Source organism: Flavobacterium polysaccharolyticum (genome assembly GCF_038739875.1).
Taxonomy (GTDB): domain Bacteria; phylum Bacteroidota; class Bacteroidia; order Flavobacteriales; family Flavobacteriaceae; genus Flavobacterium; species Flavobacterium polysaccharolyticum.
Window position 1 is genome coordinate 162,955 of sequence record NZ_JBCGDP010000006.1, and the last position, 24,117, is coordinate 187,071.

At 36.5% G+C, this 24,117-nt stretch carries 15 protein-coding genes; 5 read left to right on the plus strand and 10 right to left on the minus strand.

Features of this window, described 5'->3' with window-relative positions; translation table 11 throughout:
* Window positions 1-3 precede the first annotated feature (3 nt).
* Window positions 4-1,233: a glycoside hydrolase family 26 protein gene (locus WFZ86_RS08300; protein WP_342691501.1), complete on the plus strand. Its 1,230-nt coding sequence runs from the start codon at window positions 4-6 to the stop codon at window positions 1,231-1,233.
* A gap of 8 nt (window positions 1,234-1,241) precedes the next feature.
* Entirely contained in the window at window positions 1,242-2,525 is a 1,284-nt protein-coding gene (locus WFZ86_RS08305; protein ID WP_342691502.1) for a glycoside hydrolase 5 family protein, read from the plus strand.
* 124 nt (window positions 2,526-2,649) lie between these two features.
* Here the strand turns inward: WFZ86_RS08305 and WFZ86_RS08310 are convergent, their stop codons facing one another.
* The 6 genes from WFZ86_RS08310 to WFZ86_RS08335 all read right to left on the minus strand — a co-directional run bounded on the left by WFZ86_RS08310 (window position 2,650) and on the right by WFZ86_RS08335 (window position 11,762).
* Window positions 2,650-4,848 (minus strand): T9SS type A sorting domain-containing protein, encoded by a 2,199-nt coding sequence (locus WFZ86_RS08310; protein WP_342691503.1) that lies wholly within the window; start codon window positions 4,846-4,848, stop codon window positions 2,650-2,652.
* A gap of 146 nt (window positions 4,849-4,994) precedes the next feature.
* Window positions 4,995-5,969 (minus strand): aldo/keto reductase, encoded by a 975-nt coding sequence (locus tag WFZ86_RS08315; RefSeq protein WP_342691504.1) that lies wholly within the window; start codon window positions 5,967-5,969, stop codon window positions 4,995-4,997.
* A gap of 97 nt (window positions 5,970-6,066) precedes the next feature.
* The gene (gene bglX / locus WFZ86_RS08320; protein WP_342691505.1) at window positions 6,067-8,361 is read right to left on the minus strand and encodes a beta-glucosidase BglX; all 2,295 of its coding nucleotides are present in this window, start codon (window positions 8,359-8,361) and stop codon (window positions 6,067-6,069) included.
* 263 nt (window positions 8,362-8,624) lie between these two features.
* On the minus strand, window positions 8,625-10,001 hold the full coding sequence (locus WFZ86_RS08325; protein ID WP_342691506.1) for a sialate O-acetylesterase: 1,377 nt from the start codon (window positions 9,999-10,001) through the stop codon (window positions 8,625-8,627).
* Window positions 9,991-11,121 (minus strand): SGNH/GDSL hydrolase family protein, encoded by a 1,131-nt coding sequence (locus WFZ86_RS08330; RefSeq protein ID WP_342691507.1) that lies wholly within the window; start codon window positions 11,119-11,121, stop codon window positions 9,991-9,993. The genes WFZ86_RS08325 and WFZ86_RS08330 overlap by 11 nt, the downstream gene beginning before the upstream one ends.
* Window positions 11,122-11,336: 215 nt before the next feature.
* Window positions 11,337-11,762: a DUF1573 domain-containing protein gene (locus tag WFZ86_RS08335; RefSeq protein ID WP_342691508.1), complete on the minus strand. Its 426-nt coding sequence runs from the start codon at window positions 11,760-11,762 to the stop codon at window positions 11,337-11,339.
* A 162-nt stretch (window positions 11,763-11,924) separates the two neighbouring features.
* Between WFZ86_RS08335 and WFZ86_RS08340 the strand changes: the two genes are divergently transcribed.
* Both WFZ86_RS08340 and WFZ86_RS08345 read left to right on the plus strand, forming a co-directional pair.
* Entirely contained in the window at window positions 11,925-13,190 is a 1,266-nt protein-coding gene (locus tag WFZ86_RS08340; protein ID WP_315170064.1) for a sensor histidine kinase, read from the plus strand.
* On the plus strand, window positions 13,183-13,866 hold the full coding sequence (locus WFZ86_RS08345; protein WP_342691509.1) for a response regulator transcription factor: 684 nt from the start codon (window positions 13,183-13,185) through the stop codon (window positions 13,864-13,866). Before WFZ86_RS08340 ends, WFZ86_RS08345 begins: the two co-directional genes overlap by 8 nt.
* A 75-nt stretch (window positions 13,867-13,941) precedes the next feature.
* Here the strand turns inward: WFZ86_RS08345 and WFZ86_RS08350 are convergent, their stop codons facing one another.
* From WFZ86_RS08350 to WFZ86_RS08365, 4 genes are all read right to left on the minus strand, one after another.
* Window positions 13,942-15,483, minus strand: coding sequence for an acyl-CoA carboxylase subunit beta (locus tag WFZ86_RS08350; protein WP_342691510.1), 1,542 nt, complete (start codon window positions 15,481-15,483; stop codon window positions 13,942-13,944).
* A gap of 37 nt (window positions 15,484-15,520) precedes the next feature.
* Window positions 15,521-16,960: an acetyl-CoA carboxylase biotin carboxylase subunit gene (locus WFZ86_RS08355; protein WP_342691511.1), complete on the minus strand. Its 1,440-nt coding sequence runs from the start codon at window positions 16,958-16,960 to the stop codon at window positions 15,521-15,523.
* Window positions 16,961-16,967: 7 nt separating this feature from the next.
* Window positions 16,968-17,453 (minus strand): acyl-CoA carboxylase biotin carboxyl carrier protein subunit, encoded by a 486-nt coding sequence (locus tag WFZ86_RS08360; protein WP_342691512.1) that lies wholly within the window; start codon window positions 17,451-17,453, stop codon window positions 16,968-16,970.
* Between the two features lie 161 nt (window positions 17,454-17,614).
* Window positions 17,615-19,816 carry a B12-binding domain-containing radical SAM protein gene (locus tag WFZ86_RS08365; RefSeq protein WP_342691513.1) on the minus strand — a complete coding sequence of 734 codons (2,202 nt, stop codon included), beginning with the start codon at window positions 19,814-19,816 and terminating at the stop codon, window positions 17,615-17,617.
* 156 nt (window positions 19,817-19,972) lie between these two features.
* Between WFZ86_RS08365 and WFZ86_RS08370 the strand changes: the two genes are divergently transcribed.
* The gene (locus WFZ86_RS08370; RefSeq protein WP_342691514.1) at window positions 19,973-24,046 is read left to right on the plus strand and encodes a DUF7948 domain-containing protein; all 4,074 of its coding nucleotides are present in this window, start codon (window positions 19,973-19,975) and stop codon (window positions 24,044-24,046) included.
* The last annotated feature ends 71 nt before the right edge of the window (window positions 24,047-24,117 follow it).

Sequence of the window (24,117 nt, forward strand, 5' to 3'; positions counted from 1 at the left end):
CCTATGAAAAAAATCAACTTTTATTTCCTGTTAATCGGCTGTTTTATATTTATTTCCTGTTCCAAAGAACAAGATAATTCGAGCACTGATCCTGTGGTAAATCCGCCAACCTCAACAGATGCATTGACTACAAAAAATGTAAAAACCTATATGGTCGATGCCAATGCAACCGAAGCAACAGTAGCCTTATTTTACAATTTAAAAAAACTTGCTAAAACCCATTTTGCCATAGGTCAACAAGACGCATTTAATGGCTTTTACAACAATGGTTCATCAGCACAATCTGACATTAAAAAAACGACAGGAAACGATCCCGCGGTTTTAGGTTTAGATTTTATGTTTATCACCGACAAAAACAATAACGGACAAAGCGATAATTGGTTTTACCAACAAGAAAAAATAATCATTGATGATGCCAAAGAAGCCTTCGGTAAAGGAATGATTACCACTTTTGCGTGGCACTTGAGAGAACCCTTCAAAGAAGAAAGTTTCTATGCTGCCGATATGACTACAGAACAAAAAGCAACAGCTTTCAAAAGTATTTTACCCGGCGGAAGCAATCACAATTGGTACAAACAAAAGTTAGACAAAGTAGCTTCTATTTTCTTGAACTTAAAGGACGCCAATGGCGTATTGATCCCTGTTATTTTCCGTCCATTTCACGAATTTGATGGCAATTGGTTTTGGTGGGGACAAAATTATTGCACCGCAGAAGAGTACAAAACAGCTTTTCAATTTACAGTAGACTACCTTAAGAATACCAAAGGAGTACATAATGTATTGTATGCCTTTTCCCCTGACAATTCATATAGCACCGCAAACAACTATTTGAGCAGATATCCAGGTGACGCTTATGTGGATGTACTCGGAATGGATAATTATGGTGACTTTAATAACCAAGGACAAACTGGAGCCGATCGCGCCAATACCAAACTAAAAATGATTTCGGAACTTGCCATTAGCAAAGTAAAAATTGCGGCCATGACCGAAACAGGTTATCAAGTAACAGCTACTACTCCTGCCATAGCCAATTGGTTCTCGACTTATTTATACAGTTCCCTTACCAACAACAACATCGAGATAAGTTATGTACTCTTTTGGACTAATTCAAAAGATGGCTATTATGTACCTACCCCTGGCACTTCAAACGTGGCAGATTTTACCACTTTTGCTACAAAAACCAAATCGGCTCTGATTAATAAACTACCAAAAATGTACGTTTTACCTAATTAATTTTTCAAATGAAGAAAGTATTCCTATTGTCATTTTTACTTGTTTGTACTGCTTTTGGACAAGCTCAAAAAATGATTACTGTAAAAAACAACCAATTCATCAAAAACGGTAAAGCCTACCATTTTATTGGTACAAACTATTGGTATGGAGCGATGATTGGTGCCAAAACAGGTGACCGAAAACGGCTTTTAAAAGAATTGGATGAACTCAAAGCTAATGGCATAACCAATTTAAGAATCCTTGTAGGTGCAGAAGGTGGCGACCAAGATTACACCGTTACACCAGCTTTGCAATCCAATAAGAACAACTATAACACAGAACTATTAGAAGGTCTAGATTATGTGTTATCCGAAATGGGTAAACGCGATTTGAACGCCATTTTGTACCTCAACAACAATTGGGAATGGTCAGGCGGCATGGCAAAATATTTAGAATGGAATGGTTACGGAAAAGTACCCAACCCTAATATTGCTCCCAACACTTGGCCGCAGTTTATGGAATTCACCTCCAAATTTCATACTTGTGAACCCTGCAAAGCCGATTTTATAAAACACCTTCAGTTTATTATGGGAAGAACCAATACGATCACCCATAAAAAATACACTGAAGACACCGCTATTATGGCATGGGAAGTAGCCAATGAGCCCCGTGTATTTACTAAAGAAAACGAAGCCGCTTTTACCCAATGGCTCAATGAAGTCGTAAACGAAATGAACCGATTGGATCCTAATCACCTCATCACAACGGGGTCTGAAGGAAAAGCGGGGTCTAATGACGATTTAGCCACCTTCGAAAGAACACATACCAATCCAAATATAGACTATTTAACTATGCATATTTGGCCCAAAAACTGGGGTTGGTATAAGATAGAAGATGAAAAAGGATCCACTCCAATCGCTATTGAAAAAACAATGGCTTATATCGATGAACATATCGCAGTCGCTAAGAGATTGCAAAAGCCAATTGTATTAGAAGAATTTGGATATCCAAGAAGCCAAGAAAGTCTAGACAGAAAAGCTTCAGTAGTATATAGAAACGAATTTTACAAAGCTGTATTTGATCGACTATTGAAAGCGGTTACCAACAAAGAACCTTTTGTTGCTTTGAACTTTTGGGGGTATGCTGGCATAGCCAAAAACAATCCCAAAGATGGAAAATGGAAAATAGGTTTAGATTTCACCACTGATCCTCCTCAGGAACCACAGGGATTAAACTCTGTTTTTTCATCAGAAACCAGTACTATGCAGTTGATCAAAAAATTCAATAAAACATTTAAAAACCTAAGTTTGTAGTTTAAATTTTTAAAAGCAGATCTGCCCTCGATTAATATTTAGAATAAAATGTGCCCCATAATCTCGTCATTTAGGACTAAATTATGGGGCATATAAGTTTGTGGCTGATTTATAGTTCTATCTTTTATCTTTTTATAATTTTTGCACTTCTTGTTTTATTGTCTGCTGTGCTTATTTTAAGGACGTAAACTCCTGTTGGATAATTTTTCAAATCAATTTCTGATGTTTTATTTGTTAAATTAAACGTCTCTAATTCTAATCCAGCTAAATTAAGTAACGTAATACTTTGAACTGGAAGATTAATACTGACTTTTCCAGAAGTTGGATTAGGATAAAACACTACTCTTTCGCTTTCGTTTTCATTTACTGATAATGCAGTAGTATTATAGATATAAACCCTAGGAATTTCGGTAACAGTAATAGTATTTGAATTAGGATAATTATTAATAGGATGAGTACCACCAGTAAACTGAAAACCAGTTATGTTTGAGCCTGTTATATTTACATTATAATTTGTTATAGTTGTTTCGTTTCCTGTTGGTGACCATACAAAACGCATTTCTTTCCCTTGTGCAACATCTTCAAAAACATAATCTCTAACATTAGCGGTAGACAAATCAGTTTTTAATTTATAATTATTATTTTTAAACAAATTGATAAAGTCGGTCACATAGTAATAAGATCTTTTTTTCTCTAATGTCCCATGCTTTAAAATTCCAACTCCTCCAAACAAAGAATTATTGTTTGGATCATTTTCATCTTCGGTGGCATACATATAACTCTTGTCTATGTTTAATTTCATTAATGACAAATAAGTTCGAATCATCCAAGCACCTTGCACATCTTCTTTAGTGCCATAACTGGCAAGATTAGGTACTTTAAGATTTCCTAAATTAGTACTCATTCCCCATTCTGATAACCATATTTCAAGATCTGGCAAGTATTTATTTCGATACTCAACCACTTGCTGCATTTGTGTAAACAACTGACCTTGTTCTGGATGCACCGATGCTGTTCCTGTTCCTTGCCCACCTGTGTTGTCGTTATTGTTATAATGATGGAAATTAATAGCATCAGCTGGGAACTTTCCGTCTGGTCTGTTTACCTTAGCCCATTCATGCATTGCCTTTACATATTCTACTTGTAACTTATAAATTCCCCCCATAACTACTTTCATAGAAGGATCGGCTGTTTTTATACCCGCTTTGCTCATAGTCCCTTGATGTCCATCGTAAGCAGCCGACATTAAAGAGGCCAATGTATAAGGAGTATAATAACCTGCAGTAACGGGTGAACTCCAATTTTTATCGGGTTCATTTAAAATTTCAATCCATTTTGCCAATCCTAAGCCACTTTCTTCAACATTAAGAACATCTCCATTCCATCTTGGGGTAGTATTAAAATTTAAATCCGTGTTGGGTATCTGTTGAGTACCCAAATAACCCGCTATCCGATAATAAGCTTTAGCAATATCTAACCAGTTTGATGGTGTATTATAATCCGTTATATTATAAGCAATTGGCTTATAATCACCATTATGAACCGTAGCTGATTCATTCATGATAAAATTAGGGGATTTTTGTAACACTATAACTGACTCAGTACCTTTATTCTTAAAAGAGGTCAGTTGTGCTTTCATGTTTACACCTCCCGAATTAGATGGAGAAACCATTAACTTTTGGGCATCATTAAAAAACCACTGACTTTCGGCAAACAATCTATAATTAGTAAAAACACCAACATTATTAGGATCTTCCCAGAAGAAACCATTACCCCCAAGCAACTGTTTTGCATCAACAGCAGGCTTTATACTTGAAGATACTATTGGAATAGTTGTAATAGCTGTTCCGTAAACTTCTATTTCAGAGGGGAAACGTGAAAGATTTTCTAACTGTTCTAAAATAATATAACGAACGCCATTGGCACTAACATTCTGTGTATTATAACTATTAAATCCTGTAAGACTAATGGGACCTCGAATTAATGTAGTATTAAAAGGAGTCGTACCTGCATACCAATTAATCGTTGGTGTTCCATATCCATCATAGGCTTTTAATTGAGTAATATTATAGGTTCCTCTTAAATCAATCAAAATTTTATGTGACCATGAAATGGGCGAGGAATTTTCGGCCGGTGTATAAGTAAGCGTATTGTCTAATCCTGTTACACCATCAACTAATTTTCCATAATCGGAACTAATTTCAAAATGCGAAAGCGGAAGTAACTGTTCTTTTATCAAAGGAACTTTTTGGGAAAACACAATATTTGCTACTAGAAAAAATAGGTAGAAAACGAAATTTTTGAATTTAATACTTAATGTCATACTTGTGAAATTTTAAAGTAGCATGTTTTTTTTAACCAAATATTCCTAAAAAAACACTTACCAATTAAATAAATCTATACTTATAAAAGCAAAAATAACTAATTATCAATTCGTTAAAAACAATACAAAATAAAATAACAATAAAATTAAAAAGACATAGTATTATAATCTAAAACCCTCTCAATAGCCTCCAATTCATCAGTTGTAAAAAAAAGCGAATTCAGACTATCGATATTGTTGTTCAATTGCCCTACGGAACTTGCTCCAATCAACACCGAAGTTATCCTATGGTCTTTGAGTAACCAAGCCAAAGCCATTTGTGCCAAGGATTGATTTCGCTCTTTCGCTATTTCGTTCAATCGAATGATTTTCTGAATGCGTTCCTCCGAAACTTCGGCTTCTTGTAAATGTCCATTAGGATTGTGAGCCCTAGAATTCTCCGGAATACCTTTCAAATATTTATCGGTCAAAAGACCTTGTGCCAAAGGCGAAAAAGCTATGCAACCCACTCCCCTTTCTTCGAGAACATTTAGCAATCCTTCTTCGGGAGCTCTTACCAACATCGAATATTTTGCTTGATGAATCAAACAAGGAGTGCCTAATCGCTTCAAAATTTCGGTAGCCTCTCTGGTTTGTTCTGGATTGTAATTCGAAATGCCTGCATACAAAGCTTTCCCACTTCGAACGGCAAAATCCAATGCCATCATCGTTTCTTCTAAAGGAGTTTCTGGATCAAAACGATGCGAATAAAAAATATCCACATAGTCTACATTCATTCGCTTCAAGCTCTGATCCAAACTTGATAACAGGTATTTTCGTGATCCCCAATCACCATAAGGACCTTCCCACATAGTGTAACCCGCTTTGGTCGAAATTACAATTTGGTCTCGTAGATTGCCTTGAAAATTATTCTTTAGTATCTGACCAAAATTCGTCTCTGCCGAACCTGGAACTGGTCCGTAATTATTAGCCAAATCAAAATGAGTAATGCCTCGATCAAAAGCAGTTTTAGCGATACTTTCCGCAATTTCAAAAGAATCCACCGAACCGAAGTTGTGCCATAAACCCAAAGAAATTTGCGGTAATAACAGACCACTTTTCCCACATCTGTTGTATTGCATAATTCTGATTTAAAATGATATAAATATAAAACACGAATTTCACGAATTTACACTAATTAATTGGTGCAAACTCGTGAAATTCGTATTTATTTATGAATTACTCCAACTCAAATTGGCCTTCCAAACCTTTATCCGAGCTTCCGCCAACCATCAGTTTAAAGGTTCCCGCTTCTACCAAGTATTTCCCAGCATTATCATAGAATCCTAACTCCTTCTCAGTCAAAGTAAAGGTTACGGTTTTGGTTTCTCCTTTTTTCAAAGCAATCAACTCGAAGCCTTTTAGTTCTTTTACAGGTCTAGCCAAACTTGCTGCAACGTCTTGGATATACAATTGCGCTATCTCTTTACCATCATAATTACCGGAGTTGGTAATATCCACCGAAACCACAACCGGCTCTCCTTTTGCGAAAGAAGCTTTGTTGATTTTCAATTTTTTATAATCGAAAGTAGTGTAACTCAATCCAAAACCAAAAGGAAACAAAGGTGTTTTCTCTACATCCGTATAATGCGACCAGAACACATTTTTATCACTATTTACAGGTCTTCCTGTGTTGTAATTGTTATAATAAATTGGCACTTGACCTACATTTCTTGGGAAAGACATTGGCAATTTACCACTCGGATTGTAATCACCATACAACACCTGAGCCACCGCATTACCGGTTTGTGTTCCCAAATGCCAAGCCTCAACAATCGCAGGAATATGTTCCGCTGCCCAAGGTAAAGCCAAAGGTCGACCGTTGTTTAAAACCAAAACAATATTTGGATTCACTTTATAAACTTCTTCTAATAATTCTTGTTGAACGCCTGGTAAATCAAGATTGGTTCTACTACGTCCTTCTCCTGATTGAAAACCGTGTTCACCCAAAACCATCACTACCACATCTGCGGTTGCGGCAACTTTTTTGGCCGCTTCAAATCCGCTTTTATCGGCGGTATTAAACACCAGTTCGTCAATAAAGGTCGTTTTACCTACCGTCAAATCGGCTCCTTTTTCAAACGTCAATTGATTGCCTTTGTACTGTTGCATTCCTTCCAAAACCGAAACCGCTGTATTATCATCCGAAGCAATTCTCCAGCTTCCCAACGGACTGTTTTTATCATTGGCCAAAGCTCCAATCAAGGCAATTTTTTGACCCGATTTTTTTAGTGGAAGTAATCCCTTTTCGTTTTTCAACAATACAATCGACTTCTTTGCCATATCCAGCACTGCCTCATTGTTGGCTTTGCTACCTAAGGTCACTTTCTCACGCTTTTCATCACAATATTTATACGGATTATCAAACAAGCCCAATTCAAACTTCACACGCAAAATTCTGCGAACCGCATCGTCTACCAACGCTTCTTTTACTTTTCCTTCTTTGACCAACTTCACCAATTCAACCACATACAAATGCGATTCCATATCCATATCTGAACCCGCAATCACGGCTTTTGCAGTCGCTTCTGCTCCATCTTTGGCAAAACCATGTGCGATCATTTCTCGAACCGAAGCCCAATCCGACACCACAAATCCGTCAAATTTCCATTGTCCTTTTAAAATATCCCTTTGCAAAAAGGCATTCCCTGTAGCAGGAACGCCATTCAAAATATTAAACGAATTCATCAACGTACGCACACCAGCATCTGTCGCCGCTTTAAACGGAGGCAAAACGGTATTGTATAATTTAGAATCGCTAATGTCTACTGTATTGTAATCCCTTCCCGATTCGGCAAAACCGTAGGCCGCAAAATGTTTCGCACAAGCTGCTATCGTATTCACCTTGAGCAAATCGGCTTTGGTGTCTCCTTGAAAACCAGTTACTCTAGCTTTGGCAATTTTACTTCCCAAATAAGGATCTTCTCCCGCACCTTCCATCACTCGTCCCCAACGCGCATCATTCGAAATATCCACATTTGGGCCAAATGTCCAATTGATCCCCACCGCCGATGCTTCGTCTGCTGCCACTTGAGCCGATTTTTTAATCGCCTCCAAATCCCAGCTCGCAGCTTCGGCCAACGGAATCGGACTCAAGGTTTTGTATCCATGAATCACGTCAAAACCTATAATCAACGGAATCCCCAAACGGGTTTCTTCGACTGCTATTTTTTGCACCGCTTTTACTTCTTTTACGCCGCGAACTGTAAGCATGGAGCCCACCCATCCTTTGCGTAAATGTTCGTATTTCTTTTCTGCATCTCCTCCTTTGGGCGCAGGTCCAGTTACTTCCCAAAAGCCGTTGTATTGATTCATTTGTCCCACTTTTTCCTCCAGCGTCATTTGTTGCATTAACAAATCAATTCGTTCTTCAATGGGTTTCGTTTGATCTAAATGTGGTATTTTTTGTGCATTCATACTTACTGTTGTCATCAGGGTAAAAATCCCTGTCATTACTACTATTTTTTGCTTCATATTATGTTTTTTTTTTTACTTTTTGGGCGTGCCCTGCCAGATACTTCGACAAGCTCAGTAGGCAGGTCAAGCTATCCGCTACAAGTCCTCTCCGAAAAAATCGGAGCTGTGGGCTTTTCACTCCTATCCCTCACGTGAAATCCCATCAATCAATTCGTTTTTTGGTCATTCTGGGGAACGAAGAATCACATATTGTGAACAGCTTATATCAATCAAGTTATGAGATTTCTCCTCCGTCGAAATGACAAATTTATGCTATGTACTTACTCACTTATAAAAGTCGAAGCCGGCAAATTGGCTTGATTAAAAAGTGTGGCTTGATCCGTATTTTTCCAAGCGTAACGCACTTTAGTCGGCGTCTTTACTTTATCCGATTGTACGATGACCGAATTATTCTTAATCACAGCTGTTGCTTTATAAAACACATTGTCAGCACCCGCAACTTCAAATAAATCAGCTTTTTTATCCTTAAAATGCAAGCCTTCGGCATAGTCAAAAGTGACTATCACTTTAGTTTTTTCCATTTTTATGGCCTTAAACAATGGACCATTCACCAATGTTTTGTTGGTTTTATACGTATTCGCCAAAGCCAAATTCCCCAATCGAATCCCGACCGATTTTTTATCCTTTGGATGAATATCATCAATAGGCGAAATATCGCTAGTAACCACTATTCCTGTATTAGGAACTTGTTGGGCTACTTTTCGCTGAGCATCGCGAATCACAGCACCACCAAAATGATCTTCTCCATACTTATAAGGAGCAATTTGAACCACATAAAACGGAAAGTCATACTGCCACAATTGTCTCCAGGAAGTAATTAAAGCTGTGAGGGTTTTATCATAAACTGTTGATCCCACATTGCTTTCTCCTTGGTACCATAAGGCCCCAGCAATTTTGAATTTAGTCAACGGATAAATCATAGCATTAAAGGCTCGTCCCGGCTGATTGGGGCCATAACTTTCTTCTTTTCTAGTTTTCGCAGCTTCCAACAAAACAGCATCCTTTTGAATCACTTCTTCTGGTATCCAAATCTCTGCTGGCGTTCCTCCCCAATTGGATGAAATCAAACCAATCGGTACATTTTTTAATTCTTCTTGCAAACGCTTCCCAAAAAAATAGCCCACAGCGCTGAAATATTTCATCGTCTCTGGTGTACAGGTAGTCCAGGTACCAGATACATTATTTTGCGTTGTGGACGCCGTTAATTTGGGAATCGAAAAGAATCTTATGTTGGTATTTGTGGCATTCTTTACTGCTTCATCGCCATCGGTTATTCCCCATCCGGCACTCATTTCCATATTCGATTGCCCGGAACAAATCCAAACTTCTCCAATCAAAATATTTTTAAGAACAAGTTCATTGTAGCCTTTTATGGTAATTGTATAAGGTCCTCCTTCTTTGGGCGTTGGAATCTTAATTTCCCATTGGGCTTGATTGCTCGCTTTGATTTTGTACGTTTCGTTGTTCCAACTAGGAGTAATCACTACTTCTTCCTGCGGATTTGCCCAACCCCATAATGTCACATCAGCATTGCGTTGCAAAACCATATTATCCGAAAAAATATTCGGAAGCGTAACATTGGCTAAAGCCAAACCAACTTGGAAGAAAACGACTAGGGCAAAAAGTCTATTTTTCATATAATAATTTTTTAAAAAAAGGAAGTAATTGATCCGCCATCACTTTATCATCATTAGTATCGGGATGATAACCACAACCTTTGGGAGACATCGGTTGGAATTCAAACAAGGTTATCGGTTTGTGAGCTTTGTCCGTTTCAAAAGCTTGGATTACTTTTTTCAAGCATTTCACCAAAGTCACATTACGATCTCCCGAAACCATAGGGCTAGTCAACAAAACAATTCGGGTATTGGGTGAATGTTTATACACCGTTTTGATAAAATCAATATAATTCGCTACGTATTTTTCTTCATTAAAAGGCAGTCTTGGCTTTTTTCCATCACCATCCGAAAGATCATTGGTACCCAAACAAATGCTCACCAAATCCGGCTGAAAAGCAAAATCATACGGTTTGGATTGGTCTTTGTTCAAGTATAAATTTTCGTAAACATCAGGCATAATGGCTTCTTCCAAATGCTCGTCATTCCAGTTGCGATACATTCCAATTCCAGAAACAGAGCTCAACAGATAGTCTGCATCCAAACGTCTAGAAAGCACTGGTCCATAGGCCAAATAACCGTTGTGTTGATCGTACCATTCGCCCGAACCACAAGGAATCGGATTCGAATCATTGCCCATTCCACAAGTAATCGAATCACCTATGAACTCGATTTTCTTTTTGTTTTTGATTTTTGTTTTCGACGGAATCACTTGGGCTGTCGTACCTGCAAAAAGCACACTGCCATTGGCCGCCTCCGTGGCTTTATACACCTCTAATCGATGCGTTTCTTTAGCAGAAGTAACTTGTATTGGAAAAGATTGAGCACTTCCTTTTTCTATTCGTAAACGACCCAGATACTCACCATCTACTACCAAAGAAACATAATTATGATGTTCAAAACCATCTACACTTTGAAGCGAAATAGCACAAGTCGAACCCGTAAACTCAAAAGCCACCGAAGCAGCTGAACCAATAAGAAGTACTTGATTATTCTCGAGTGGAGCTACTCGACCTGACAAAGTATAATAACTAGAACTTTCCTGTTTTTGTTGCGCCGATACATTTATCACTAACAACAACAAAACCAAAGCAAAACGTAACTTATTTAAAAACATGAATTTTGGAAATTTATTTAACATAAGCTACAAATTTAAAGGGATAGATTAGTAAATTTAGATACTATTATTTCATTTTCTAATCAAATACTACCAAATGGATTTATACTATTTGCTTTTTTATCAATCCACTTCCCTTTTGATACACTGATCGTATAAATTTATCCATCCGAAAAGTAAACGCACAAAAAAACCACCCTTTTGAGAGTGGTTTGATTGCCTTTATAATCTATTTTGTATTAGCTTTTCACGTTAGCCGCAACTACAGTTCCTTTGATAGTTAATACTTTTGGAGTAGTTTCTGCATTAGAAGTTACCGTAACAGTTTTAGTAAAAGCTCCCATTGCTGCTGCATTGTAAGTAGCCGTAACCGTTCCTGATTTTCCTGGAGCGATTGGAGTTTTAGTATAATTAGTAGCTGTACAACCACAAGAACCTTGAACATTAGTCAAAATTACAGGAGTTTTTCCTGTGTTTTTAAAATCAAAAACAATAGGTTTTGGTGTGCCTTGTGGAATAGAACCCACATCAATGGTTTCTGATTTCCAAACCAAAACACTAGCATAATTTGCTACTTTGGTTACCATTGTTTTAACTGGAGTAATAGCCGAGAAAGACATTAATCCAAAAGCTACTGCCAATAAAGAGATTTTTAACATTTTCATAATTTCTATATTTAATTGTTTAGTGTTCTATTTTTTACTTTTCAAATATAGTTACTCTTTTTCTTATTGCTGTTAAACAAATTCAAATGATTGTTAACGACTTGTTAATGCCTTAAAAACAACTTATTTTTACTTAATATTACATCAAAAAAAGATCCTTTCTTGAAAATCAATCGCCTCAATAGTATCATTGTCATTGGACTAATTGCCATTATAGGTATTTTATTGGCACAACTTTTATGGACCAAAGAAGCTTTTCGAATTGAAGAAAAAAAATTCAGTCAAAAAGCTCATATTGCATTATATGAAGTAGCCAAAAATTTATACAAAGGCAACAATCAAGAAATTCCGGTGCAAAATCCAGTGCAAAAAATCTCTAATGATTATTACATCGTTAATGTTGAGAATGATTTTGATGCCTCGATTTTGGAATTTTACCTCAAATCGGTATTTAAAAAATTAGGCGTAACCACAGATTTCGAATATGCTATTTATAATTGTCAGAGCGACGAAATGGTTTATGGCAATTATGTTTCGCTTGACGAAAAAGATACTTCTAAGCACTCTATTCATTTTCCCAAACACAAAAACTTGGTGTATTATTTTGCCATTCGTTTTCCCAACGAAACGAGCTTTTTATTCAGCTCTCTTAAGTTTTGGTTCGTACTTTCATTGGTTTTGGTGTTGATTCTTTTGATATATGTGTATTCGATTTATACGCTTTTGCAACAAAAAAAATATTCCGATTTACAACGTGATTTCATCAACAATATGACCCACGAATTCAAAACACCCTTGTCGTCCATACTAATTGCTTCGAATTATTTGAGTAAACAAAAACCAATTACTGATGACGAAAAGTTGGAAAAATATGCCCAAATCATTGTGGAGCAAAGCAACAAACTGAACCAGCACATCGAGAAGATTTTAACGGTGGCCAAATCGGATGCTACGCCGTTACAACTCCAAAAAACTACTTTTGAATTTCTTCCGATCATCAAAGAAATAATAGAAAACTGTCAACTCAAGCATCCAATGGTGGTGTTTCATTTAGAGAATCAAAGTACCAAAACTCAGCTAAACGGTGATGTTTTTCATTTTTCAAACATCATTTATAATTTATTCGACAATGCGATAAAATATTGCGATAAAACACCCGAAATCACTCTTCGTTTTACTGATACTAAACAGCATTTACAAATCGACTGTATCGATAACGGAATTGGGATTGAGCCTAAAAAAATTTCTTTTATTTTTGATAAGTTTTACCGAATTCCATCCAAAAAAAGCAATGAAATCAATGGTTTTGGACTAGGATTGTATTATGTTAAAAAAATTTGTGATTTGCATCATTGGAAAATAATTGCTAAAAACAATGAGACTTTTGGAACAACCATAACTTTAGTATTGCCGATAAAAAATGAATAATCGAAAAATTTTATATGTCGAAGATGATGCCACTTTGGCTTTTTTGACAAAAGACAATTTAGAACAAAATCAGTATGATGTTTATCATTGTGAAGATGGTGTAACTGCCTTAGAACGGTTTCATGAAATAGCTTTTGACATTTGTATTCTCGACATTATGCTGCCCAAAAAAGATGGTTTTGAATTGACCGAAGCCATACGAAAAGTAGACACTCATATTCCCATCATTTTCCTTTCAGCCAAAACACTCAAAGAAGATCGCATCAAAGGACTGCGCTTGGGAGCCGATGACTATTTAGTAAAGCCCTTTAGTATCGAAGAATTATTGCTCAAAATTGAAATTTTCTTAAAACGTTCTCAAAAAAAGGTGAAACTTGAAAAAGAGCATTATCAAATTGGAAAATATATTTTCGATACCAAAAACTATTTACTTTGGAATGATTACGAAAAAATAAAATTAACCCAAAGAGAATCCGAATTATTGAAATTATTTCTAGACAATAAAAATGTAGTCTTGAAACGAGAAGAAATCTTAACGGCACTTTGGGGTGATGATGATTATTTCATGGGTCGCAGCTTGGATGTTTTTATTTCCCGATTGCGTAAAATTCTAGCCAATGAACCCGGAATTACCATTGAAAACCTACACGGGATTGGGTTTCGTTTTTTTTGTTAACCTCTCAACATCTCTTTATAAAAATGACAAAACCACCTTATTCAGGTGGTTTTGTCATTTTATTACTCCAATGAACTACAACGGAATATTGCCGTGTTTTCTGTCTGGTCTATGGACTGTTTTTCCTTCGAGCATACTGAAGGCTTTTAACAACTTTCGACGTGTATCTTCTGGAAGAATAACCTCATCTATAAATCCGCGTTGTGCTGCAGTATACGGATTGGCGAATAACTCAGCATATTCAGCTTCTTTTTCTAATAGTTTTGCTTCGTGGTCTTCGGCTTCGCTAATTTCTTTTTTGAAGATAATTTCAGACGCACCTTTAGCACCCATTACCGCAATTTCTGCTGTAGGCCAAGCAAAATTCATATCGGCACCAATGTGTTTTGAGTTCATTACATCATAAGCTCCACCATAAGCTTTTCGAGTAATCACCGTAACTCTTGGCACTGTAGCCTCACTAAAAGCATATAATAATTTAGCACCGTGCACAATGATTCCGTTCCATTCTTGATCGGTACCTGGCAGGAAACCCGGAACGTCTTCCAACACCAACAACGGAATATTGAAACTGTCGCAAAAACGAACAAATCTCGCAGCTTTGATAGAACTCTTCACATCCAAACAGCCTGCCAAAAACATTGGATTGTTGGCTACAATTCCGACACTTCTTCCTCCCAAACGAGCAAAACCAACAATAATATTTTCGGCATAATCTTTATGAATTTCATAAAAAGAATCGGCATCAATAATCCCTCGAATCACTTCGTGCATATCATACGGTTTGTTGGCACTGTCTGGAATAATGGTAGCCAATTCCATTCGTACTTCATCGCCCAAAACATAAGGTACTTTTGGAGTTGTTTCTTTATTATTTTGTGGCAAATAGCTCAAAAGATTTTTTATACTATTCAACAAAGCCACTCCGTTGGGAGCAGTTAAATGCGCCACTCCTGATTTGGAAGCGTGAGTTACGGCTCCACCTAAAGCTTCTGAAGTTACTTCTTCATTGGTTACCGTTTTCACTACATTAGGTCCCGTAACAAACATATAACTGTTATTCTCTACCATCATAGTAAAATCGGTTATCGCAGGTGAATATACCGCACCTCCCGCACAAGGTCCCATAATCGCAGAGATCTGAGGTATCACCCCAGAAGATTGTACATTACGATAAAAAATATCAGCATAACCTCCCAAAGAACGTACACCTTCTTGAATTCGGGCGCCTCCAGAATCGTTTAATCCAATCATAGGTGCACCCACTTTGAGCGCCATATCCATCACTTTGCAAATTTTCTCGGCGTGTGTTTCGGACAAAGAACCACCAAAAACGGTGAAATCTTGGGCAAAAACATAGACCAATCTGCCATTAATAGTTCCGTAACCCGTAACTACACCATCTCCGTAAATCAGGTCCTTCTCCATTCCAAAATCGGTAGTTCTGTGGGTAACTAACATCCCAATTTCTTCAAAAGAACCTTCGTCCAACAAATACATAACACGCTCTCTTGCGGTTAGTTTCTTACCAGCGTGATGTTTATCAATTCGCGCTTGACCACCACCCAATTGGGCTAGTGCTATTTTTTCGTTTAATACTTTTATTTTAGATTCCATACTTTTCTGTTGTTATTAAAATGTACCAAGCGCCTATTTAATTAGGCAATCGAAGTACTTTTTGGTCCTGTAAATACTGTTTCAACGCCAATTTTGCTGCAATCAATGCTTCTTTCTGGGTTTGTTCTTTTAAAATCTCAGGATGGTAATACTTCTTTACAAAATTGGTGTCAAAATCTCCCGAACGAAACGCCTCGTGCTGCATTACAAAAGCACCAAATGGTAAGGTAGTTTGCACGCCTTCCACTTTATAATCCGCAATAGCTTGTTCCATACGCTGAATAGCTTCTTCACGAGTGGCTCCGTAAGTGATTAATTTGGCCAACATCGGGTCATAATAAATAGGAACATCCATACCTTGAGCATATCCGTTATCCACTCGGACACCATCGCCTTCTGGCAATTGGTAGACTTCTAAATTACCTACACTCGGTAAAAAACCATTTAAAGTATCTTCGGCATATACACGTAATTCTACAGCGTGACCGTGAATTTTCAAATCATCTTGTTGAATGGTAAGCGCTTCACCTCTAGCCACACGAATTTGCATTTCGACCAAATCAACTCCAGCAATAATTTCAGTAACTGGATGCTCTACTTGCAAACGCGTGTTCATTTCTAAGAAATAAAAATTCAGTTGTTCATCTACCAAAAACTCCACGGTTCCTGCACCTAAATAATCACAAGATTTAGCAACCAATACAGCGGCTTCACCCATTCTTTTTCGAATTTCAGGTGTGATAACTGCAGAGGGAGCTTCCTCCACTACTTTTTGATGACGACGTTGAATACTACATTCTCTTTCAAACAAGTACAATACATTGCCGTGACTATCAGCCATCACTTGAATTTCGATATGCCTTGACGACGCCACATATTTTTCAATAAAAACCGCTCCATCACCAAAAGCAGCCACTGCCTCGCTAATAGCACGGTTCATTTGTGCTTCAAAATCGGCTTCATTATCCACCACGCGCATTCCTTTACCTCCACCTCCAGCAGAAGCTTTGATTAAAATAGGAAAACTAATTGCTTTTGCGGTTCGCTTAGCTTCTTCAATATCGGTAATCGCGTGATCCACTCCAGGAACCATTGGAATATCGTATTGTAGAACAGCTTCCTTGGCTGCCAATTTGCTACCCATAATATGAATGGCTTTGGATTTTGGACCAATGAATATGATGTTGTTTTTTTCAGCTTCTTCGGCAAACTCAGCATTTTCACTCAAGAAACCATAGCCTGGATGAATCGCATCTGCTTGAACCGCTTTGGCTACTTCTATAATTTTATTTCCTAACAAATAGGACTGATTGGAGGGTGCTTCACCGATCCAAACCGCTTCATCTGCAAAAGCTACGTGAGGCGCGTTTCGGTCTACAGTAGAATACACCGCCACTGTTTTGATTCCCATTTTTCGAGCAGTTTTCATCACGCGAATCGCGATTTCTCCTCTATTGGCAACTAGTATTTTTTTCATTTTTTTTCTATTCAAATTCTACCAACAATTGTCCTTTATCTACGGCATCGCCAACAGCTACAGCAATCGATTTGATTACTCCATTTCGTGGCGATTGAAAACTGTTCTCCATTTTCATCGCTCCCAAAATAAGTAAATTATCGTTTTCTTGAACGGTTTGTCCCACACTCACATTGATTTCTAAAATCAAACCAGGCATTGGTGCTTTAATGGCATTAACTTTTTGTACCGTGCTGGTATCAAATCCCATTTCTTTAATCAAAAGGTCCAAAGCGTCAGCAATGGTTACAGTATACACTGAATTATTCACTTCAATAGTGTATTCCTTCTTATGAAAATCAGCAGCTATAATCTGAGCTTGATACCGCTTGTTTTCACTTAAAATATGAAATTGATTGTCAGTTGTCGCAACCACATCTAGCGCATTGGCTGAGGCTGCATCGCATTCGAAATGAAAAGTATCATTTACTTTTAGTTGATAACTACTACTCATGTTTACGTTTTTAGTACTGGTAAATGTAATTAAAGAAAACGTTTTCGTAACACAGTTAAAGTAAGTTTTATACAAAAAATACTAAGTAGTAAACTGTTTTAAAAGAAATAATGAAAATTGGTTTTTCTAACGATAGATTTCGAAAGAAAAATGTAAATAAATTACAAAATTAATAATCCAAAGGAGCGCAACGTTTGCATCGGTTTTGAGTACCAAAACAGCTCAAAATCGGATAAATGGTCTTCAAAATCAGCTTTAATTTCTTGAAAAGAATACACTTTGGATTGTGAAACTGAAATTTTATCTAAAATAGCAAGCAACCATTCGCCTTCCGCTTTATTGGTTTGAACAGCAAAACTTTCTTTTTTATCGTGAAAGGTCAATTTAGCGAGTTCCCAAGAATTGCCTTTTTTGGATTTAGTAAAATATTCAACCGAAGGTTTTCCTCCCAACCAAACTACTTTGGCTGTAGGTTTTGTGGTGAAATTTTCTTCTTCTTGAAGTGCATTAAAAATAAAATCAGGGTGAATTTTGGTTTTTGGAATTTTGAAATCGAACCATTCTTGCAGCTCAAAGTCGAAACAAATACCATGCATAAAATTGAACAAGGATTTCTTCAATCCGAAACTAAATTTTTCGTGGTCAATACCTGTTTTGTCAGTATAATTAATGTCATTGATGGCAAAAATTCCTTTCTCTGAACCTTGTAAGGGAAGTAGTTCTGGCGTAACACCAAATTGCTCTGGATACAATCCCACTGGGCTATGAGCCGTCATCGCAAACTGATGCCAAAATCCAGATTGCAACACTCCTGCTTCAAACAATTGACGCACCATTTCGAGACTGTCTATCGTTTCTTGAACCGTTTGGGTTGGGTAACCGTACATCAAATACGCATGTACCATAACACCTGATTCCGTAAAATTGCGAGTCACTTTGGCTACTTGTTCCACGGTTACTCCTTTATCAATTAATTGTAACAAACGATCAGAAGCTACTTCCAATCCACCCGAAACTGCTATACAACCTGAAGCTTTTAGTAATCGACATAAATCGGCCGAAAAACTTTTCTCAAAACGTATATTCGTCCACCAAGTAACCGATAATTTTCGTCGTAAAATTTCAAGTGCTAAAGCTCGCATTAAAGCTGGTGGCGCTGCTTCGTCAACAAAATGAAAGCCATTCTGACCCGTTTGCGTCATCATTTCTTCCATTCGGTCGCACAACAAATTGGCGGCTATGGGTTCGTAGATTTTGATGTAATCTAAAGAGATATCACAAAAAGTACATTTGCCCCAATAACAGCCATGCGCCATCGTTAACTTGTTCCAACGACCATCACTCCACATTCGATGCATCGGATTCACCACTTCGATTACAGAAATGTATTGATCCAACAACAAATCTGTATAATCTGGAGTACCTACTTGCGATTGTTTATAATCAGGTCTAGTAGCATTGTTTTTATAAATGACTTTTTCTTCTTCTAGCAGAAAAGTTCTTTTGAACTCATTGGAATTTGGATTTTGAATATTGGAAATTAGTAATTCAACAGGAAGTTCCCCATCATCTAAAGTAATAAAATCGAAAAACTCAAACACTCGAGCGTCCGAAAGCGAACGCAATTCGGTATTGGGAAAGCCACCTCCCATTGCAATTTTAATATTCGGATAATGCTTTTTCACCCACTGTGCCGAACGAAAAGCGCTGTACAAATTCCCAGGAAAAGGCACAGAAATCAGCAATAATTCAGGCTGAATTCTGGCTATTTTTTCTTCTAAAATAGACAATAAAATACCATCAATATAAGTAGGTTCTTTTTGCAAAGCATCGTACAATTCGTCAAACGAATTGGCACTTCGACCCAGACGCTCAGCATAACGACTAAACCCAAAATTTTCATCGACACATTCGACTATAAAATCCGAAATATCTTCAAGGTACAAAGTTGCCAAATGTTTGGCTTTATCCTGTGTTCCCATCGTACCAAAAGCCCAATCCAACTCCTCCAATTGCGCAAAACGTGACGCTTCGGGCAAAAAATCTTCTTGACAAATTGGCAAAGCCAAGGTTGGATTTTTGCCTTGCAAAAAAGCAATCACTGAATCTATGGTTTTGAGATATTCGTCCCAAAGTGCTACTATTCTTTTCGCATTATCAGACAAGTTGCTAGTTCCCCCCTTGGGGGCTAGGGGGCTCAATCCCTCTCTCGAAAACAATTTTAAAATCACCTCAATACCCAAATCCGCTTGCTCTGAGGGCACTTCAAGGGTGTTCAAAAAACCTTTGATATACGCTGTCGCTGGATACGGGGTATTCAGTTGCGTAAACGGTGGCGTGATGAGAAAGAGTTTTGGTTTCAAGACGGTATTGTTTTGATGCAAAAATAAGGGATAAAAATTGTTTTTTTTGAAAAAGATTGGTTGCCAAAATTTTGATTAAAAAATACACATAATCTCGAAGATAGATTGCTCTTTTTATATATAATTAGCTACATTTATGCCTGTTAAATTTGAAAAATGAAATACAAAATATTCCTACTACTTATTTTAATAATCACTTCTTCTTTTGCTCAAAATAAAAACAAAACAATTGGTTTTAAAGAGAATAAAGGCCAAATTATAGACCAAAATGGCAAACCCAATGATGCAGTAAAATATCTTCTAAACTCAGCTGGATTGAATGTTCAAATTAAAACTAATGGTTTTTCATATGATATTTATGAAACCAAAAAACATCCACTGACTGAAAAGCAAAAATCAAAAATTCATCCATCATTACAACCCGAAAAAAATAAAGAAGTAATTCCTGATTATTCTTTAGAGCACATTTACCATAGGATAGACATTGACTTTCTGAATTCAAATCCTAATGTAGAACTCATAAAAGAAGAAAAATCGAAAGATTACGATAATTTTTATAACGTTTCCAATAAGCCCAATGGTGTTTTGAAAGTTCATAGATACCAACAAATCACCTATAAAAACATTTACCCTAACATTGATGTGGTTTTCACGGTTCCAAAAGACACATTAAAAACCGTAGAATACAATTTTGTAATCCACCCAAAAGGAAATATATCAGATATACAATTAAAGTTTAGAGGAGCTGAAACAGCATTAGTTGACAATAAAATCCGAATGAGCGTTCGTTTTGGCGAAATGGAGGAAACCCTACCTGCCAGTTGGACTGAAGATGGAGAAGTTAAAAAAGAGATTGCGGTTGGATATAAAAAAATTAAGAAGAATGTGTATGGCTTTGAAAGTGCTGAAAATGTATCTGGCAAAACTGTGGTAATTGACCCTGTGCCCATTAGGCTATGGGGGACGTATTATGGAGGTGAAGGAGAAGAAAACAATTTTAATGGTATTGTTAAAACAAATAATCAGTTTGTCTACATAGGCGGGCATACCTCAAGCGCAACTAACATAGCAACTAGTGCTAGTCATCAATCAAGTCTTATTGAATATATTGATGCCTTTATCTCAAAATTCAATAAAAATGGCGAAAGAATTTGGGGCACATATTATGGTGGAAATCATAGAGATATATTTAGAGCAATAGATTTTGATAGTAATAATAATCTTTATGCTTTGGGAGACACAGGAAGTACAACAAATATTGCTACACCAGGATCACATCAAACAACTTATAACGAATGGTATGATGTAATGTTAATCAAATTTGATCAAAATGGACAAAGAATATGGGGTACATACTATGGCGGAGAATTTGTCGAAGATGCAACAAGTATAAAAATTGATAATAATCAAGATATATTAATTGCAGGTTTAACTCATAGTATTAATAATATAGCTACTGCCAACAGTTTTAAACCTACAGTACCCCCAACAACATCAAGTCAGAATCAAGGTTCAGACGGTTTTCTTGCAAAATTTTCTCCTAATGGACAAAGGATATGGGCTACCTATTATGGTGGCAATGATGGACATGATTCCATAATTTCAATTGATGTTGATTCTAATAATAATATTTTCTGTTCAGGAACAACTGATAGTTTTAATGGAATTGCTACAGTTGGTTCATATAATGAAAAATTTCATTATGACACAATGCATTGGAATGATTCTTTTGTTGTAAAATTCAACTCGAATGGAGAGAGAGTATTTGGTACTTATTATGGTGGGTACGATTATGATATAAATAGTAATATTAAAATTGATAATGAAAATAATTTTATAATTACAGGCCATACTAGAAGCATTGACGGTATTGGAAACATAAATTCTTATCAACAAAAAAACGGGGGTGAATATGATATTTATCTTGCTAAATTTACTAATAACGGAAATTTAATTTGGAGTACGTTTTATGGAGGATTAGGATATGATGGTGATTGGGGAAACAACTCACTAAACATTGATGAAAATAATTCAATTTATCTATTTAGCAGTGGTACAAGTAGTAATAATATTGCAACCATTGGATCTTATCAAGAAAACATTAAAGGACATTCTAATCTGTATATTATAAAATTTAAAGCTTCAGGTGAAAGAATTTGGGGAACCTATTATGGAGGAGAAAGCGCAGATTATTCTGGAGACATCGCATACGAAAAAAATGGTGTTTTTTATATATCTGGATGGACATACAGTAACACTAATATTGCTTCAGCAGATGCATTTCAAAAAAATAAGAATGGAGATATTGATACTTTTTTGATAAAATTCAAAGACTGTGTTTCTAATATTACCGTCACTAGTAATAATTCAATATGCACAGGAACTACTCTTGAACTTAAGGCCTCAGGTGGAACCAATTATTCCTGGACTGGTCCCAATGGGTTTACTTCATCACTACAAAACCCAACAATTCCTAATGTTACTGCCATAAATAGTGGCAAATATTTTTGTGCCATAACTGGAACAGGAGGTTGTGATGACACAAAAAGTATAGATGTTTTTGTTGGAGATGCAGATGCACCCATCCCTGATTTAACAACTTTACCTACTATTTATGGAGACTGTAACACCTCAATTACAACAATTCCAACTGCCACAGATGCCTGTACAGGAGTTGTTACAGGAACCACTACAAGCCCATTATTTTATACATTACCCGGAACTTACACAATTGTTTGGAACTATCAAGATGGAAATGGAAATTCGGTTACTCAAGACCAAAAGGTAATAATTAATGCTCAACCTTTGCCTGTTTCAACCTCTCCCCAAACCTTTTGCATCCAACAAAATACAACTTTAAATTCGATTGCCATCACAGGGCAAAATGTAAAATGGTACGATGCTTTAACCAATGGAAATCTACTCGCTAGTAATACTTCTTTGCAAAACGGCGTTACTTACTATGCATCACAAACTTTAAACGGCTGCGAAAGCGAGAGAACTGCTGTTTTAATCAATATTCAAAATACACCTACACCAATCACAAATACAAATCAAACCTTTTGTAGTAATCAAAACCCAACGATTGCTGCTATTCAAATAACTGGAACCGACATAAAATGGTACGATGCATCTAGTAATGGTTCTTCCATAGCAGCAACTACAAATCTTATTGATGGCACAACTTATTACGCTACTCAAACCATTAATAATTGTGAAAGTAAACGATTAGGAATTACTGTTTCGATTACAAATACTCCGCCTAGCCCAACTGCAAACGCATTTCAATCCTTCTGTAAAAATGAAAAAGCATCACTTAATTCCATACAGATATCAGGACAAAATATAAAATGGTATGATAGTGCTATTTCGACAGTTACTCTCCCTAATGACAAATTATTAGTAAACAATACTACCTATTATGCTTCTCAAATCATAGGTTGTGAAAGTAGTAGAATTCCAATTCTAATTAGAATTCAAGATACACCATTACCATTAGCGAAAAGCAATCAACAATTTTGTATCGATGAAAATCCACTTCTTTCTAACTTAACTATTTCTGGAACTACCATCAAGTGGTATGATGCCCAAGTAGGTGGCAACCTTTTATCAAACAACACTACTCTTCAAAACGGAAAGACCTACTTTGCAGCACAAACAATTAATGGTTGTGAAAGTGAACGACTAGCGGTTACTTCAATTATACAAGATAGTACTCCACCAACAGCAGAAGCAATACAATCCTTTTGCGTTCAAAAAAATGCAAAAATTAGCGATATTTCGATTTTAGGACAAAATATAAATTGGTTCGATAGTCTCACGTCTTTGATAAGTTTACCTGAATCCACTTTACTAACGAATGGAATAACCTATTACGCCTCTCAAACTGTAAACAATTGCGAAAGTACCCGAATTCCAATTTTGATAACTATTCTCGATGCTATAAATAGTGAATGTATTAATCTAGTAGATGCACTTCCGTATCCAAAATTCTTTACACCAAATAATGATGGCTTCAACGATACTTGGACAATTGATTTTAACTATTTAGAACCTAACTCGTCCATCAGAATATTTGATCGCTATGGTAAACTGGTCAAAGAATTAAGAAATAATGATTCTTGGGATGGAACATATCTTGGTCATGTACTTCCAGCTACGGATTATTGGTTTATGGCTACTCGAAAAAACGGTTCTGAATTTAAAAATCACTTTAGCTTAAAACGATAAAAAAAGGTCTTCAAAATAAACTTTGAAGACCTTTTAATATGCAATTTGAATATTAAAATTTATATTATTCT

Coding starts and splice junctions, on each gene's coding strand:
- WFZ86_RS08350 (WP_342691510.1), bottom strand. CDS start 15,483: ATGGAATCTAAAATAAAAGTATTAAACGAAAAAATAGCACTAGCCCAA.
- bglX (WP_342691505.1), bottom strand. CDS start 8,361: ATGAAGCAAAAAATAGTAGTAATGACAGGGATTTTTACCCTGATGACA.
- WFZ86_RS08370 (WP_342691514.1), top strand. CDS start 19,973: ATGAAATACAAAATATTCCTACTACTTATTTTAATAATCACTTCTTCT.
- WFZ86_RS08360 (WP_342691512.1), bottom strand. CDS start 17,453: ATGAGTAGTAGTTATCAACTAAAAGTAAATGATACTTTTCATTTCGAA.
- WFZ86_RS08345 (WP_342691509.1), top strand. CDS start 13,183: ATGAATAATCGAAAAATTTTATATGTCGAAGATGATGCCACTTTGGCT.
- WFZ86_RS08310 (WP_342691503.1), bottom strand. CDS start 4,848: ATGACATTAAGTATTAAATTCAAAAATTTCGTTTTCTACCTATTTTTT.
- WFZ86_RS08330 (WP_342691507.1), bottom strand. CDS start 11,121: ATGTTAAATAAATTTCCAAAATTCATGTTTTTAAATAAGTTACGTTTT.
- WFZ86_RS08300 (WP_342691501.1), top strand. CDS start 4: ATGAAAAAAATCAACTTTTATTTCCTGTTAATCGGCTGTTTTATATTT.
- WFZ86_RS08355 (WP_342691511.1), bottom strand. CDS start 16,960: ATGAAAAAAATACTAGTTGCCAATAGAGGAGAAATCGCGATTCGCGTG.
- WFZ86_RS08335 (WP_342691508.1), bottom strand. CDS start 11,762: ATGAAAATGTTAAAAATCTCTTTATTGGCAGTAGCTTTTGGATTAATG.
- WFZ86_RS08315 (WP_342691504.1), bottom strand. CDS start 5,969: ATGCAATACAACAGATGTGGGAAAAGTGGTCTGTTATTACCGCAAATT.
- WFZ86_RS08305 (WP_342691502.1), top strand. CDS start 1,242: ATGAAGAAAGTATTCCTATTGTCATTTTTACTTGTTTGTACTGCTTTT.
- WFZ86_RS08325 (WP_342691506.1), bottom strand. CDS start 10,001: ATGAAAAATAGACTTTTTGCCCTAGTCGTTTTCTTCCAAGTTGGTTTG.